Here is a 14648-nt window from a genome sequence, read left to right as displayed (position 1 = left end):
ATTAAAAAGGGGAAATGTTTATGGATATGATTTTATTCTTCTTAATTATGATTTTTCATATATGTTTGTTCATTGTTGCGATTGGATTAGCCTACCGTAACGGTTGGTTCGTTGTGTCTAATGTGATTATTCTTGTACTTTTAGCACTTATTTACGACAATGCTATGTTAGCGTTTGGCAAGTTTTTTGGAGAGGGTGCTCGGCTAGAATTTTATAATGAAATTCGTTTTTGGCTTCATGCATTAATAACTCCACTATTATTGCTTTATGCTTGGGATACGATTAAGCGAGCTGGTGTAAAATGGGCGAAGTGGCGCTCTGTCACATGGTTTGTGTTAGGTTTGACGTTATTTTTAATCATTTATGAAATCGTTAGTGAAGTATGGGGGCTGACGTTAGAGCCATACGTGCATAACGGTGTGTTAGCATATACGAAAGTCGGAAGCGAATCAGGTATGCCACTAATGGTCATGATCGTGACGGTTGCGTTGCTTCTAGCATCCATTTATGTCGGCCGCTTGCAAAATTGGATTTGGTACTTCACAGGCGTCTTTTTCATGACAGCAGGCATGGCCGCGCCACCACCAGTCGAGACAGGTGTCTATGATAACTTTTTAGAGCTTGTTTTAATGTTTTCATTAACGACGACTAAAGCGTTTCAGGATCAGTATGATAGGAGGAGGTGAAGGCAGTAGGAGGCCACTGCAACCATAACTCCCACCATTTTAATACATACTCCTCACCATTAAGGGAAAAATTATAGTGCGAGGAGATGATGGAATGAATCAGTCAATAGTTAAACTTATTTTAATTATGGCAGGGATTTGGCTTGTCGTATCACTACTAGGCAGAAGCCGTTTGCGTAAAATGGTGCCAACTTCGATGCTCGTACCAGTCCTATTTCGAGTGTTCGCTTACATAGGCGAAAGGTCTAGTTCTTTTAACGTAAGTGAATGGGCATCGAGAACGTGGCCTAGTATGCGAGTGAAAATGGAGCCAATTGCAACTGGCCTTTTAATTGGTGGAAAAAGATTGTACGGACAAGCTATAAAGTTATTCCCTTTACATGCGCTCATTGAACTTATGCACCCTGTGTTAAGAGAATGGGAGAAAGCAAAAGTACGCATGCGCTAAAACAGCGGCCGAGTTGGTCGTTGTTTTTTTCTGTTTCAAAATTTGACGAGCATAATTTCCCTCGAATCTAATAAGGTGAAGTGAGTGTATTTTATTGGAAATATGGGAGGGGTTCAATGGAGTTGATCGGGTTTTTACTGTTTTTGATACCGCTATTAATCGTAGCGGCGATCGTTGGTTTGTTATGGTGGGTTTGGATGAAGTTCCGCTACCGTACAGCGAAGTCGAATGAAGCGCTTATTATTGCTGGTCCTCGCTTAGGTAATCCAGAAAAGGAGACGAATATTTTCACCGATGAAGAAGGGCGATCGATGAAAATCATCCGTGGTGGTGGACATTTATTAAAAATGCACCAGACGGCGACACCAGTTGATTTGACAGCGTTCCAACTGAAAATTACAACACCACGCGTTTACACCAATGGCGGTGTGCCAATTATCGCCGATGCTGTTGCAATGGTGAAAGTCGCAGATACTCTACGTGGAATTGCGATTTATGCCGAGCAATTTTTAGGGAAAAAGCCGAAAGAAATTCAAGCAGAGATTTCAGAAGTGTTGAATGCGAATTTGCGCGCGATTTTATCTAAAATGACGGTCGAAGGAATTAACGAAGATCGTGAAGAGTTTAATAAACAAGTAACTAAAGTTGCCCAACGTCAGTTAGATGAGATGGGCTTTAAAATTACATCACTCGGCTTACAAGACCTACGCGATGCCGACCCGGAAAATGGATACTTAGAAAACTTAGGTAAACCTCGAATCGCTCAAATCCGTAAAAAAGCTGAGTTGGCTGAGTCTGATGCGGATAAAGAAACGCGCATCCACCGTGCTAACAACGACCAAGAAGCTAAAGAGCAAGAATTTGAACGTCAAATTGAAATTGCTGAATCGAAGAAGGAAAAAGATCTAAATGACGCCTCAATAAAAGAAGAAACCGAACGAGCACGCGCGAAGTCCGAGCAGTCTTATCAGTTGGAAAAAGCACGCCTTGATAAAGAAGTGCAAGAACAAGAATTGAAAGTCCATGCGCAAAAGAAAGAAGAACATTTGCGTTTACAACATATGGAGCGCGAACGTCTCGTGCAGTTGGAACATGAAGAAGCGAAAGTCCGTCAAGCCAAGGCCGACGCTGAATACTACGAAGTGACAAAACAAGCAGAAGCCGAAGCGAAGAAAGCTCAAATCGACGGGGAAACTCGAGCAAAAATTAAACGCGAAGCAGGTTTGTCAGAAGCAGAAGTCATTCGCAAAAAAGGTGAAGCCGAAGCAGAGTCGAAACGGTTACTCGCTGAAGCGATTTCTAAGCATGGTGAAGTCGTGATCGTTGAAAAGCTAATCGAGATGCTGCCAGAATACGCAAAAGAAATCGCCAAACCACTATCCAACATAGAGTCAGTCAAAGTCATCGATACTGGCGGCGGTGGCCAAGGTGGTGTTTCAACTTACGGACAATCCATTACCAACACTATGACCCAAATCCAAGAGCCGTTAAAAGAATTGACAGGCCTTGATGTCAATCAACTTTTAACCGATCTAGTAAACCGCGGCAATACACATACAGTCGTCCGGGCGGAAGAAGCGCGTGATGATGGTGAAGAGCAAGGTGAGCAGGTGGGTGATGAGGGATAATTGCCGTATGGCGGGTGGTTAATACCGAATAGAGCGGATAATTACCGAATAGGGTGGAGTTAATACCGAATAGAGCGATTAATTACCGAATAGGGTGTGGTTAATACCGAATAGAGCGAATAATTACCGAATAGTGTGTGGTTAATACCGAATAGAGCGAATAATTACCGAATAGGCCGTAGCTAATACCGAATAGAGCGAATAATTACCGAATAGACAGAGGTTAATACCGAATAGACCAAGATAATTACCGAATAAAACAGCGGTGACCTCAGCAAGTCACCGCTACTTCACTTTAACAAATCATATTCCTCCTTGAGCATTCCCATCACTATTTCATCGTAGTATTCACCGTCATAGTATATCGCTTGTCGCAATATGCCTTCTTGAGTGAACCCGACTTTTTCATATGTTTGGATTGCACGTGGGTTATGGGAGTAAACTTCAAGTTGTAGTCGATTAAGTTTTAATGTTTCGAAAGCATACTGTAAAGCGAGTTTTACAGCTTGTGTTCCGAACCCTTTCCCAAAATATTCTGGCTTATGTAACGCAATGCGAAATCCTGCTTTTTGGTGGACTTTTTCAATATCTAGAATGGCTAAGTCTCCTATTATTTGCTCATCTGCACTTAAGCAAATCGCAAAATCATATCGCGTATCATCATCTTTTATACGCTCAAAATGATTGTATAATTGTTCTAATGTGAAATGTCTAGTTGTGCCAGTTAAATAACGAATGTCCGCATCGAGAGTTGATTGATGAACAGATACCATATCTTCTTTTTGTAATTCACGTAAATAGATTTTCATCATTCATACCTCACTTAACTTTCAAAGCCTCATCCATCACAGCTTGATACAACTCACTCCATTTTGGATAATAATCTGCAACATCATGATGATCAATAAATGTTCGCCTGCTAGCTTCATAATCAGCCTCAAAAGGATGAATTTTTTCAATAGTCATTCGGTAAAAAACTTGATAGCCAACGATTGGGTATTTACCGTTTGGATCAAAGTTTGGATTGTCGTGATGATCAACTGCAATGGCACCAAGCAGCTGACATGCACCACTGACGTATCCTTCTTCATAAGCTTCACGTTTAAAACATTGGATTGGCGTTTCATCTGCTTCGATGTGCCCGCCTGGAAAGTCCCAGCCGCGATCGTTTAAATCGACCATTAGCAATTGCCCATGTTGATCAAAACAAAAACCGTGCACGCTTGTAATCAAATCGCGCTCCGGTAGTTCCTCACTAGCTTGCCAACTTAACTTAACGCGGGCTTTTCCCCAATTAACATAAGTTGAAATCATGGCGTAACCTCCACTGAAATGAATTTTAGATTCCTTCCATTTCCATTTTAAACCAAAGTATACTTTTAAAAAATGAGTTTTTTAAAAATTTAACACCTTACTTCGTCCCTTTACGATTCTAATATTGAAGTTGCCAACAAAAAATTCACAGGGGTGGAGGGAATATAAAAGTAAAGGTCTAAATAAATAGGATAAAGCACAATTATTAATTTAGATGGCATTAGTTGAGACAGGTTTGGTACTGGTTGAATTTAATAGTAATGAGAGCATACATTATATCAAGCGACCAAGTTTGGATATGGGTATAAATGGCAAAATAGCTCTTATGGGGCTTTAATGTAAGGAGGGGTATTGTGGCAAACATTGAAGATTTGCGCGGTCAAACAATGGGTGGCAACCGTAGACGTAATACCGTGAAACAAATTGCAAGACATCATAGTGCAACTGAAGGTGGCGATGTTTGGTCATTTGAAAGACATTGGAAAAGTCGTGGATGGCAGACAGGTGGTTATCACGAAATCATTCTTCGTGACGGTACTGTTCAGTTGTGTTATGACGAAGATGTCATTGTCAATGGAATCGCGAACCATAATCGAACAACGTATCATATTTGTTTAGTCGGTAACGGCAGTTTCACTGACGAACAGGAGCGTGTGTGGGAAGAGCGAGCGCGTTATAATATGAGACGGTTCGGTTTAAAAGTAAATAAAGTTTTAGGACACAATGAATTCACAGGTGTACGTAGTGGTTGTCCAGGTGTTGATATGGACCGCGTCCGTTCGAGATTAGAAAACGGCAGTTCTGGATCTAGCGGAGGTACTGACTCCTCAGGCTCTAATAACAATCTCCTTAGAAATGGTGATTCAGGCAGTAAAGTCGAGCAGTTACAGCAAGATTTACTTGAAGTAGGTGAAAGGTTGCCGAGGTATGGCGCTGATGGAATTTTTGGTGACGAAACAGAATCGGCTGTGCGTTCATTCCAACGAAATGCGGGCATACAGGTTGACGGTATTGTAGGACCTGAAACGCGTCAGGCGTTAGAATCGGCGATGAATGAAGATCGTGTTGAACTTCCAAGCGGTATTTACAGGCGTGGTAGCCGTGGCGAAGCAGTAAGAAAAATTCAGGAAGCATTGGACAGCGTAAGATTTAGGCCTGGAGCAATTGATGGCATTTATGGACCAAAAACTGAAGACGCGGTGCGACGTTTTCAAAAGGTTCATATCCCTAATGAAGTCGACGGCATATACGGGCCTAACACGAAAGCAAAACTAGAAGAAGTAATGCGTGGGTAATTTGGTGGTTTGACTCTAGGCGGTAAGAGTCATGATGGTGCAAAAGCAATCTCCTATTCCAATGTAACCTCCTCACGAGCGGTAGTGAGGGGGTTTTTCGTTTGCGTTGTCCGACATTAAAGTGTGTTCGTCCGACACTAATCCCGCGTTGTCCGACAATTATAACCGCTCGTCCGACATTAATCCCATTTCGTCCGACATTAATGCCCGCTCATCCGACAATAAGGAGTTTTGTCCGACAATAAAAGATCTCCGTCCGACATTAACACCTACTCATCCGACAATAACCATCACCACTTTCCCAAAACAAAAAAGACGAACGCTCAAAAGTCCGCGCTCGCCTTCGATCTTATCAACTTAATGAATATGATCCATAGCTATTTCTAAATCACCATTTTTAACTTCATGAAAGTGACTATGAGCAGCTTGTTGTTGAGAGGCAGCTTCTGTTGAGCCGTGATCAGCTCCTAATGCAAAGGACATAACAAGTGCAGGCCCGAGCATTACTTTTACTTTCGTTACATTGACATGTGAGAAGTTGTCGATGACATATTGTTTAAAGTTTTTATATTTTCGCTTTGAGGGAAGTCTAATCGCATCAAGTTCATCTGAAAATTCATTGAAATGTTCATCGAGATAGAAAATAATCGTAAAGCCAGTTTCATTCGGCTCAAGGCGATAGCCTTTCATGTAATCCATAAGCTGACCTCCTCATCACTTAGTTTCTGCTGAATGAGGAGGTCTATGTTCTGTAAAAACTGGCGTGTATTATTGTGCTTGCATGAGCGCTTTTGCTTTGAACGCTAGCCAAATACTACATATTATACCAATTGCCGCAGTCCAAGCTAACACGTCATGAATTGTTAAACCAATACCGACAAATAAGGAAACAACTGCAAAGGCAACAGGTGCAAAACCTTCTGATGCAACAGTGGCAATACTCATCACGCGACCTTGGCGATCATGTGGCGTATGTTCTTGAATAACCGTTAACATTTGTAAATAAACAATCATTGCAGCGAATCCAACAACAGCGGCTAGTACCATTAACGCTGGCAATATCTCCATACGACTGTAAACGAAAAAGCCTACCATCGTCGCAATCAGCGTTAATACAATTATTCGACCGCGTCGTTTATGAGCTGAAATTTTATAAACGATAATGCTACCAGTAAACGTCCCGACGGATAAACCAACTTCTAATAAACTTAAATGAAAAGCTGTTCCATCTAATACATCAACGATCAATGGAAAGCTAATAATAATAGGACCGATTACGAATAAGTTAACCAAACTAATCGTTATAATACCTGAAGAAATAATTGGCGACTGTTTGATGTAGCGCATTCCTAACACGAAATCATCTTTAATTTTGCTGAACTCGGTTTCTTGTTTTGGCTTCTCGTCTTGAATTAATCTCGGGTGAACAAAAATAACTGACAGTGAAACGAATATAGCTGCAACAGTCATCGTCGTACCAAAGGTTGATACCGTAAGTAAAATACCAGCAATAACTGGACCGAACATAAACATCAGTTCAATCGAGCCGTGGAAAAGCGAGTTCGCTCGTTGTATATTTTCACGCCCGACTAAAATTGGAATAAGTGCTGTGACAGCAGGATAAAAGAACGCGTCAAAAAATCCGAATAAAAACGTAATAATAACTAAAGCAGCTACACCTAATTGATCTTGTGTTACTAAATAAGCCATCGTCGAAATTAGTAACGTTTGCAGTAAATTAGTGGTGAACATGATCTTCGACTTTTTGATCCTGTCAGCAACAACCCCACCGAAAACCATCATAATAACACGCGGGACCGTAATCATCACTAACACGAGCCCGACTAATGCTGGACGCTCTAATTCATCAATAACATACCACGACGTTGTTAAAAATAGCATCGAAAAGCCAAGCATCGCACAAATTCCGGCCAGCCAAACAAAAATAAACGGCTTATTGTCACGAAGCCGTCCGTAATCTTGAATCTCACTCATATAGAAGTTCCTTTCTAGACTGTTTCGAATAGTTTCATCTTAACATAATCACTTCTCGAAGTGGGTGCAAACTGCTACACTAAAATCATGACGATCTAATCAAAGGAGAATCATTTTGACACAATATCTCGTAATTGGTGCTGGCATTTTAGGGGCATCAACTGCTTATCATTTAGCAAAAGCTGGGCGTGATGTTACATTAGTTGACTACGAAAATAAAGGTGAAGCAACGCGCGCGGCAGCTGGTATTATTAGTCCGTGGCTTTCACAAAAAAGAAACGAAACGCTATATGACGTCATTAAGCATGGTGCAGCCTATTATCCTAACATCATAGACCAACTTAAAGAAATTGGCATTACTGAAACGAGCTACGCCCAAGTCGGGTCGTTACATTTACATAAAAGTGATGACAAATTAGCAAAAATGGTAGAAGATGTCGAGGCTAGACGTGAAGAAGCACCAGAGATCGGTGACGTTACACAATTATCGGATGAACAAGTTTCTGAAGCCGTCCCTGTAATGTCTGACATAATGGGCGCGGTCAAAATTGGTGGCGGTGGTCGTGTTAATGGTGCTATTTTACGACAAGCGCTCGTGCAAGGTGCTCAACATTACGGCGCAAAAGTGCTCAAAGGCTATGCACAGCTAGAAGCGGATGGAAAGTGCGTAACCGTTAGCGGCGAAACGTATCACCCTGAACAAATTATCGTGACAAACGGAGCATGGGCACAGCAACTATTACAGATATGCGGAGTTGAATTTCCAGTCACCTCAACAAAAACGCAAATCGTTTATTTAAGCATGCCAGAAGAACAAACAGGAAAATGGCCTGTAGTTATGTTACCGAACAACAAATATATCGTCGGCTTTGATGGCGGTCGTATAGCCGTTGGTGCAGAACATGAAACAAACGATGATTTTAATCCAAACATTAAAGCAAAAAGCGTGTTCGACATTTTAAAAGTCGCTTTTAAATTTGCTCCTGGTTTAGAGCGCGCAGACATGATCGAAACGCGTGTTGGATTCAGGCCCCAAGTAAGTCAAAACCAGCCTGTCTTTGGCTTTTTACCGGACCAACCACACATTTATGTCGCCAATGGCCTTGGCGCTTCAGGCATCACGAGCGGACCGTTTTTAGGTTCAGAAATCGCTAAGCAACTAATAGGGGAGAACTTAACATTGAATCCAGATCTGTATAAAATTTAAAGGGGAGAAACTTGTGAGATTTTTATCAGCAGTCATATCTGCATTTATAATCGCCTTCATATACGTTTTAGTAGCCTTTATTTCACATCCAGCAGACAGTCCAATCTTTTTCCAACTTTTTGTTATTACATTGCTCATTACCGGTTTGATTTATTTAATGGCTGGAACCCCTATTTCAATCTTTATTGACCGTTCAATTAAGAAACTGAGAACAAGTTGGCAAAGATACATAGCAGGGGTGTTTAGCTATTCATTAGCAGGTGCTATTGTTAGTGTGGTCGTTATGGTTTTATTTGGACAAGAGGATGAGTTAAACGCAATCATGGGGATGGCATTATATGGCACAGTCGCAGCTAATATTTATTACCATGTTCAATTATGGATGAAAAAATAAGCACAACTTCCATTCCGGAAGCTGTGCTTTTATACGTCTAATCTTTGAAACGAAAAATGGACAACATATTTTAAATGATAAAACAGCAACGCTGCAAAAATGCCCAAGTATAGTAAAGCTTCAGTATCGTCAGAATACCCGTAAGTAAAAGTTGACGTTAAAAAGTAAATGTTAGTTAAAACACCACCACCAGCATAAATGATGATTCCCATTATGTAGTAAAGCCACTGTTGTTTGAGTGGGAGTTTATTCAAGATATAATCACCTAAGTATGAGAAGCCAATACCTACTGTTATGAAAAGTAAAGTCGAATACATCATGAGCACAAATAAACTAGGCCAAAATTCATTCAAGCTGAAAAGGCTAAATGAGAAAATAATCGAAAATACGACCGCTGACAATAGAGCTGTGACGAAACGCGTTAATAAATCCATGCAATTCCCCCTCGTAGATTCTATTCCCTAATAACGAATCGCTGAAACGAAAGTCGCACGACATATCTCATGTGATAAAACAAGAGGGCTCCGAGTACGCCATAGATCATCATTGAGATCGTATAGCCAGCAAAACCTTCATGATACAAACCAATGAAGAAAAAGATATTGCCAATAATTCCTCCAATAACGTACACAACAAAGCCTGACATATAATTTACCCATTTATTTTGAGAGTCGATTTTGTTCATAATATAATCGCCAACGAAGGAAAACGAGACCCCTGCAATTAGAAAAACCCCCAATGAATAAGCCATCACAATTATAAAGCTAATCCAAAAACCACCTAGATCGAATAACAGAAGAGCCAAGATAAATGAAAAAATAAATGCAGATAAAATTGCTGTAACAAAGCGGTTTAAAAATTCCATACGAATCCTCCTTAAACCAAGCTTATCATAGATTGTTTGTCATAAAATGTCGACAGTAATAAAATTCGTGTCACAAAATAATTTTAAAAAATTAACGCAAAATTGTAGACATTTTTCAAGTTAAAGCAGTATAATATAATACAGATTTGCCCTAGGTAAAAAAATGTGAGTGAATACAAATGATTGTCCCTAAGAAAAGTTGGAACACTATACGTAGATCTGCAATAAATATGTATGTATAAATGTTGAAAAGGCCTACGAAACAAGCAACTTTTAGCTGTTTACGAGGTAATAAAAGGAGGCTTACAATTGACTTCATCTGTAAAAGTCGATCATTTATCGGTCTCTTATCACGGCGAAATGGCTTTAGATAATATTACGTTTGAAGCACCAACACAAGAATTGATCGGGATTATTGGTCCGAACGGTGCGGGGAAATCAACGTTAATTAAAGCCATTATGGGAATGGTGCCGAAGAATCAAGGAGATATAAAAGTTTTCGATCAATCGGTTTCGAAAATGCGTCAAAAAATCGCTTATGTGCCGCAGCGAAGCATGATTGACTTTGATTTTCCGGTATTAGTTGAAGACGTCGTTGTGATGGGTCGTTATCCACACTTGAAATGGTGGCAAAGACCGAGTAAAAAAGATCGTGACAAAGCTTTAGAATGTTTAGAACAAGTCGGAATGGAAGATTTCCGTAGAAGACAAATAGGTGAATTATCAGGTGGTCAACAGCAACGTGTCTTCATTGCGCGAGCGTTAGCGCAAGAATCAGATCTGTTATTTTTAGATGAACCGTTTGCAGGAATTGATCTATCTTCAGAACAAATCATTATCAATTTACTAAGAAAAATTCGTAACCAAGGTAAAACACTTTTTGTCGTACACCACGATTTAAGTAAGGTTGAAGAGTATTTTGATAGTTTAATGTTGTTAAACCAACGTTTAGTCGGGTTTGGAGCGCAAGAAGATGTATTTAAACCACAGCTCATTAGTGAAGCATACAACGGTAATATCGCAACGCTTCACAGTGAAGACGGAGATGGCCAAATGGTGGTGGTTAAGTAATGGAAAACTTAAATTATTTTATTGACGCAGTTATGACGTATCCATTTTTACAAAATGCGTTAATCGCAGGTGTTTTAGTCGGAATTGTTTGTGGTGTAGTCGGCTGTTTCATTATTTTGCGTGGCATGGCACTGATGGGCGAAGCAATTTCGCATGCGGTGTTACCAGGTGTCGTCATCGCTTATATGTTAGGTGCTAGCTTTTTCGTCGGTGCTGTCATTACCGGTGTTTTAACTGCACTTGGCATTGGCTACATCTCACAAAACAGCCGCATTAAAGACGATTCAGCAATTGGTATTTTGCTAACTGGTACGTTTGCAGTTGGGGTTGTACTCGTGACGACGATTGGAAGCACAAGTATTAACGTTTGGCACATTTTATTTGGAAACGTATTAGCTGTATCGCGAACTGATTTATGGATGACATTAGGTATTACGGTAGGTGTTTTAATACTTATTTTTGTTTTCTATAAGCAGTTGCTTTTAAGTACGTTTGATCCAACGATGGCTAAAGCGATTGGCTTGCCGACGCGATTGATCCATTACATGCTCATGTTCATTTTGTCACTCGTTACAGTGGCATCCTTGAACACAGTAGGTATTATTCTAGTCGTTGCAATGCTTATTACGCCTGGTGCGACAGCTTACTTAATGACCGATCGTTTACCGATGATGTTAACTTTATCAGCGGTGTTCGGCGTCATTTCAGCTGTTGTCGGTGTTTATTATTCATATATTTATGACGTTGCAACAGGTGCATCGATCGTCATTGTGGCCACATTGCTATTTACGTTAGCCTTTTTATTCTCACCGAAACAAGGTGTATTTGTCCGTTGGTTCAGACGCATGACGACAAGCAAAGCTTAAAATATATTTTTAAAAGGGAAATAGGAGGAAATTGAAGAATGTTTAGAAAGAAAATTTTCAGCATGATCAGTGTCATCACTTTAGCTAGTATTTTATTAGTAGGCTGTAACACAGGGGAAGATGAAGCAACTGAGTCAGAAGAACTTCAAGTTACAACAAGCTTCTCAGTTATTGCTGACATTGTAGAACAAGTCGCAGGTGAGCGTGCTAATGTAGATTACGTTGTACCAATTGGTGAAGAACCTCATGAGCATGAGCCTGTTCCAAGTGACTTTCAAAAAGTAACGGATTCTGATGTGTTTTTCGTTAATGGCTTAGGACTTGAAGAATGGTTAGAATCATTAATGGATAACGTGACAGATACGCCAGTTGTAGAATTGTCTAAAGGGATAGACACGATTAAGTTAGCAGATGGTGAAACAGATGATCCACACGCTTGGTTGGATCCAAACAACGTCAATACGTTTGTTGATAACATTTTAGCTGAGTTAATTGAAATCGATCCAGACGGTGAAGACGTTTACCGTGAAAATGCTGAGAACTACAAGCAAGAATTAGCGAATTTAGATGAAATGATTCAAGAAAAAGTTGAGCAAGTGCCTGAAGAAAATCGCTTAATCGTTTTAAGTGAAGATGCGTTCATTTATTTCGGCGCAGCATACGGACTTGAAACAGAAGGTATTTGGGAGTTAAATGCTCATGAAGAAGGGACACCACAACAAATCGCACGTGTTGTTGATCTTCTAGGAGAGCGCGACATTCCTTATGTCTTCTTAGAATCAACAATCAACCCAGTTCATATGGAAACTGTATCATCCGATTCGGGTGTTCCGATTTATGACATGACAATCTTTACGGACGCTGTTGCGGAAGAAGGCGATGCCAGCAACTATATCGGCATGATGGAACACAACGTTGAAGCAATTGTTAGCGCATTAAGTGAATAAAAGTTTTCCGCCCCTTAAGTGTACGGTGCTTAAGGGGTTTTTCGTGTTTTTGGGGAGGCGTGCGGCTGCGTAATTGTCGGACGCGCGGCTATAATTGTCGGACGAAGCAGCATTAGTGTCGGACACGCAGCTATAATTGTCGGACGAAGTGGGTTTAATGTCGGACGCGCGCCCATAATTGTCGGACGAAGTGGAGTTAATGTCGGACACGGGCCCATAATCGTCGGACGAAGCAGCATTAGTGTCGGACACACGCCCATAACTATCGAACAAAAAATTACGAAGCCACCTTGTTCGCTCGTTTTTTGCGTTTCGACTCCCACCATAAGCCAACCGTTAAAACGACTATGCCGATCATAAGGCCGATCCCCTGAAAACTGATAACCGAACTTCCTTCTATAAAAACAAGATACAAGAGAAGAGTTGAGCACATGGCAATCACTAATTTGTTTAATAATGGCTCATAATCCCTTTTATTCCCTCTGGACCTATCAAAAATAAATATGGACACTACAATAATAAGGAATCCAAATAATAGCCATTCACCGAACGTCATCCAATCTCTCCCCATAAATAATTACTAGTCAGTGTAACAATAACAATTCACCCTGTAAATGTATTCCAAACACTCACACTCTCAACTGAAATCTTTCATATATTATACAAAAGGAAAGAAGGCGGCGGTTTTGATGACGTATTTATTTTTACCAGTAGAGGTGAAAGTGCGGGAGTTAGATGCGAAGATGTTGCTTGCATATTATGCGGCGCAAGAAGGTTTTCGGGTTGTAATCGGTGAGCAAACGGCGGTAGAACGAGCTGCACTAGAACTGCCACAAGGGATCTTTTTTGCTAAAGGGTATCCTGACAGATATCGTTCACGGGTTGTGAAAAAAATGAAAACAAAAGGGCATCGTTTAGTTGAATTAGATGAAGAAGGGCTCATTATGTCAGACACTAATCAATATTTACAAGACCGCATGAACAAAGCCAACACCGAACAGATCGACCAAATTTACTGTTGGGGTACTTATCAAAAAGAACTCATCGAAAATTATGTGCCACAACAAAACATCACTCTAACAGGAAATCCACGATTTGATTTGTTAAAAGAAAAATTCCGCCCGCTTTATAAAAGCAGAGTGAAAAGCATTCAAACAAGCTACGGCCCTTTTATTTTAATTAACACCCGCTTTGCGATTTATAATCAGAAGAAACCAAGCCATTACAAAGACCACGAGCAATACAACTATATGAAAACATTGTTTCAACAGTTCGTTAAGTTAATCGAAACGGTCGCCAGGCAAGAGCCCCATCAAACAATTGTCATCCGCCCGCACCCTGCTGAAAACCACCGCACGTATCAAAAACGTTTTCAATCATACGACAATGTCATCATTGCCCCGTTCGGAAATGTTATTGACTGGATTTTAGCATCAGAAGTTGTCATTCATAACGGCTGTACGACCGGGCTTGAAGCCTTTTTGTTAAAAAAACAATCCATCACATATATGCCAGTTGAAGACCAGCGATACGACGTCTTTTTACCGAATCAGTTTAGCGACAAAGTCACAACAATTGGTGAAGTGTTACAAGCCATTGACAACCCTACAACTGTCCAGCCAACGAGAAAACAACAAAACATTCTGGACCATTATGTCTCCAGTTCGTCAACAGGCCAAGCTTACGAAAAAATAATAAACGCTTTGAAACAGCTTCACCCCCAATCAAAACAACCGCCACAATCTATCTCACCGATCAAAAAGAATAAAAAAGCGAGATACCGTTTCTCCCGCTTAACCGAAAAGGACTTAGAACAGTTTTTTAATAAACTCGATCAAATCGAAGAAACGCGTACATCATTTCAAGTCGTGCCGCTCGGTCAAGATGTATACGAGATTACACTCAACTAATGACGCACAGGCTATCCTCCTG

17 protein-coding genes are annotated in these 14648 nt (G+C 40.5%); 10 read left to right on the top strand and 7 right to left on the bottom strand.

Annotation, left to right across the window (positions count from 1 at the left end; genetic code table 11):
* Window positions 1-20: 20 nt before the first annotated feature.
* The 3 genes from AHA02nite_RS06475 (at window position 21) to AHA02nite_RS06465 (ending at window position 2762) form a co-directional block, all read left to right on the top strand.
* The gene (locus tag AHA02nite_RS06475) at window positions 21-686 is read left to right on the top strand and encodes a hypothetical protein (protein WP_146815548.1); all 666 of its coding nucleotides are present in this window, start codon (window positions 21-23) and stop codon (window positions 684-686) included.
* 94 nt (window positions 687-780) lie between these two features.
* Window positions 781-1134, top strand: coding sequence for a hypothetical protein (locus AHA02nite_RS06470; RefSeq protein WP_146815546.1), 354 nt, complete (start codon window positions 781-783; stop codon window positions 1132-1134).
* 116 nt (window positions 1135-1250) lie between these two features.
* On the top strand, window positions 1251-2762 hold the full coding sequence (locus AHA02nite_RS06465; protein ID WP_146815544.1) for a flotillin family protein: 1512 nt from the start codon (window positions 1251-1253) through the stop codon (window positions 2760-2762).
* Between the two features lie 290 nt (window positions 2763-3052).
* On the opposite strand, the gene AHA02nite_RS06460 is transcribed toward AHA02nite_RS06465, so the two are convergent.
* Window positions 3053-3571 carry a GNAT family N-acetyltransferase gene (locus AHA02nite_RS06460; RefSeq protein WP_146815542.1) on the bottom strand — a complete coding sequence of 173 codons (519 nt, stop codon included), beginning with the start codon at window positions 3569-3571 and terminating at the stop codon, window positions 3053-3055.
* A 10-nt stretch (window positions 3572-3581) separates the two neighbouring features.
* Window positions 3582-4076: an NUDIX hydrolase gene (locus AHA02nite_RS06455; protein ID WP_146815540.1), complete on the bottom strand. Its 495-nt coding sequence runs from the start codon at window positions 4074-4076 to the stop codon at window positions 3582-3584.
* 353 nt (window positions 4077-4429) lie between these two features.
* Between AHA02nite_RS06455 and AHA02nite_RS06450 the strand changes: the two genes are divergently transcribed.
* Window positions 4430-5371, top strand: coding sequence for a peptidoglycan recognition protein family protein (locus AHA02nite_RS06450; RefSeq protein WP_146815538.1), 942 nt, complete (start codon window positions 4430-4432; stop codon window positions 5369-5371).
* 357 nt (window positions 5372-5728) lie between these two features.
* Here the strand turns inward: AHA02nite_RS06450 and AHA02nite_RS06445 are convergent, their stop codons facing one another.
* Both AHA02nite_RS06445 and AHA02nite_RS06440 read right to left on the bottom strand, forming a co-directional pair.
* Complete coding sequence (locus tag AHA02nite_RS06445) at window positions 5729-6070, bottom strand: hypothetical protein (RefSeq protein ID WP_146815536.1); 342 nt, start codon at window positions 6068-6070, stop codon at window positions 5729-5731.
* A gap of 69 nt (window positions 6071-6139) precedes the next feature.
* On the bottom strand, window positions 6140-7366 hold the full coding sequence (locus AHA02nite_RS06440) for an MFS transporter (protein WP_146815534.1): 1227 nt from the start codon (window positions 7364-7366) through the stop codon (window positions 6140-6142).
* A 115-nt stretch (window positions 7367-7481) separates the two neighbouring features.
* Here AHA02nite_RS06440 and AHA02nite_RS06435 point away from each other — a divergent pair, with 115 nt between their 5' ends.
* Complete coding sequence (locus tag AHA02nite_RS06435) at window positions 7482-8573, top strand: NAD(P)/FAD-dependent oxidoreductase (RefSeq protein ID WP_146815532.1); 1092 nt, start codon at window positions 7482-7484, stop codon at window positions 8571-8573.
* Between the two features lie 13 nt (window positions 8574-8586).
* Window positions 8587-8967: a hypothetical protein gene (locus AHA02nite_RS06430; protein ID WP_146815530.1), complete on the top strand. Its 381-nt coding sequence runs from the start codon at window positions 8587-8589 to the stop codon at window positions 8965-8967.
* 29 nt (window positions 8968-8996) lie between these two features.
* Here the strand turns inward: AHA02nite_RS06430 and AHA02nite_RS06425 are convergent, their stop codons facing one another.
* Window positions 8997-9401 carry a hypothetical protein gene (locus AHA02nite_RS06425; protein WP_146815528.1) on the bottom strand — a complete coding sequence of 135 codons (405 nt, stop codon included), beginning with the start codon at window positions 9399-9401 and terminating at the stop codon, window positions 8997-8999.
* Between the two features lie 20 nt (window positions 9402-9421).
* The gene (locus AHA02nite_RS06420) at window positions 9422-9832 is read right to left on the bottom strand and encodes a hypothetical protein (protein ID WP_146815526.1); all 411 of its coding nucleotides are present in this window, start codon (window positions 9830-9832) and stop codon (window positions 9422-9424) included.
* A gap of 309 nt (window positions 9833-10141) precedes the next feature.
* On the opposite strand from AHA02nite_RS06420, the gene AHA02nite_RS06415 reads away from it, so the two are divergent.
* The 3 genes from AHA02nite_RS06415 to AHA02nite_RS06405 are packed head-to-tail and all read left to right on the top strand — an operon-like array spanning window position 10142 to window position 12716.
* Complete coding sequence (locus tag AHA02nite_RS06415; RefSeq protein WP_146815524.1) at window positions 10142-10903, top strand: metal ABC transporter ATP-binding protein; 762 nt, start codon at window positions 10142-10144, stop codon at window positions 10901-10903.
* Window positions 10903-11769: a metal ABC transporter permease gene (locus AHA02nite_RS06410; RefSeq protein WP_017187608.1), complete on the top strand. Its 867-nt coding sequence runs from the start codon at window positions 10903-10905 to the stop codon at window positions 11767-11769. The genes AHA02nite_RS06415 and AHA02nite_RS06410 overlap by 1 nt, the downstream gene beginning before the upstream one ends.
* A 38-nt stretch (window positions 11770-11807) precedes the next feature.
* Window positions 11808-12716, top strand: coding sequence for a metal ABC transporter solute-binding protein, Zn/Mn family (locus AHA02nite_RS06405; protein ID WP_146815522.1), 909 nt, complete (start codon window positions 11808-11810; stop codon window positions 12714-12716).
* Window positions 12717-12993: 277 nt separating this feature from the next.
* Here the strand turns inward: AHA02nite_RS06405 and AHA02nite_RS06400 are convergent, their stop codons facing one another.
* A complete protein-coding gene (locus AHA02nite_RS06400; protein WP_146815520.1) occupies window positions 12994-13272 on the bottom strand; it encodes a hypothetical protein in 279 nt (92 codons plus the stop codon).
* Window positions 13273-13405: 133 nt separating this feature from the next.
* On the opposite strand from AHA02nite_RS06400, the gene AHA02nite_RS06395 reads away from it, so the two are divergent.
* Window positions 13406-14626 carry a surface carbohydrate biosynthesis protein gene (locus tag AHA02nite_RS06395; RefSeq protein ID WP_170236001.1) on the top strand — a complete coding sequence of 407 codons (1221 nt, stop codon included), beginning with the start codon at window positions 13406-13408 and terminating at the stop codon, window positions 14624-14626.
* Window positions 14627-14648: the final 22 nt, after the last annotated feature.

Source organism: Alkalibacillus haloalkaliphilus (genome assembly GCF_007991275.1).
Lineage (GTDB): Bacteria > Bacillota > Bacilli > Bacillales > Alkalibacillaceae > Alkalibacillus > Alkalibacillus haloalkaliphilus.
Note: the sequence above shows the minus strand (reverse complement) of the source record. Positions and strands in the feature narration are given on the sequence as shown.

Coding starts and splice junctions, on each gene's coding strand:
- AHA02nite_RS06475 (WP_146815548.1), top strand. CDS start 21: ATGGATATGATTTTATTCTTCTTAATTATGATTTTTCATATATGTTTG.
- AHA02nite_RS06470 (WP_146815546.1), top strand. CDS start 781: ATGAATCAGTCAATAGTTAAACTTATTTTAATTATGGCAGGGATTTGG.
- AHA02nite_RS06465 (WP_146815544.1), top strand. CDS start 1,251: ATGGAGTTGATCGGGTTTTTACTGTTTTTGATACCGCTATTAATCGTA.
- AHA02nite_RS06460 (WP_146815542.1), bottom strand. CDS start 3,571: ATGAAAATCTATTTACGTGAATTACAAAAAGAAGATATGGTATCTGTT.
- AHA02nite_RS06455 (WP_146815540.1), bottom strand. CDS start 4,076: ATGATTTCAACTTATGTTAATTGGGGAAAAGCCCGCGTTAAGTTAAGT.
- AHA02nite_RS06445 (WP_146815536.1), bottom strand. CDS start 6,070: ATGGATTACATGAAAGGCTATCGCCTTGAGCCGAATGAAACTGGCTTT.
- AHA02nite_RS06440 (WP_146815534.1), bottom strand. CDS start 7,366: ATGAGTGAGATTCAAGATTACGGACGGCTTCGTGACAATAAGCCGTTT.
- AHA02nite_RS06425 (WP_146815528.1), bottom strand. CDS start 9,401: ATGGATTTATTAACGCGTTTCGTCACAGCTCTATTGTCAGCGGTCGTA.
- AHA02nite_RS06420 (WP_146815526.1), bottom strand. CDS start 9,832: ATGGAATTTTTAAACCGCTTTGTTACAGCAATTTTATCTGCATTTATT.
- AHA02nite_RS06410 (WP_017187608.1), top strand. CDS start 10,903: ATGGAAAACTTAAATTATTTTATTGACGCAGTTATGACGTATCCATTT.
- AHA02nite_RS06405 (WP_146815522.1), top strand. CDS start 11,808: ATGTTTAGAAAGAAAATTTTCAGCATGATCAGTGTCATCACTTTAGCT.
- AHA02nite_RS06400 (WP_146815520.1), bottom strand. CDS start 13,272: ATGACGTTCGGTGAATGGCTATTATTTGGATTCCTTATTATTGTAGTG.
- AHA02nite_RS06395 (WP_170236001.1), top strand. CDS start 13,406: ATGACGTATTTATTTTTACCAGTAGAGGTGAAAGTGCGGGAGTTAGAT.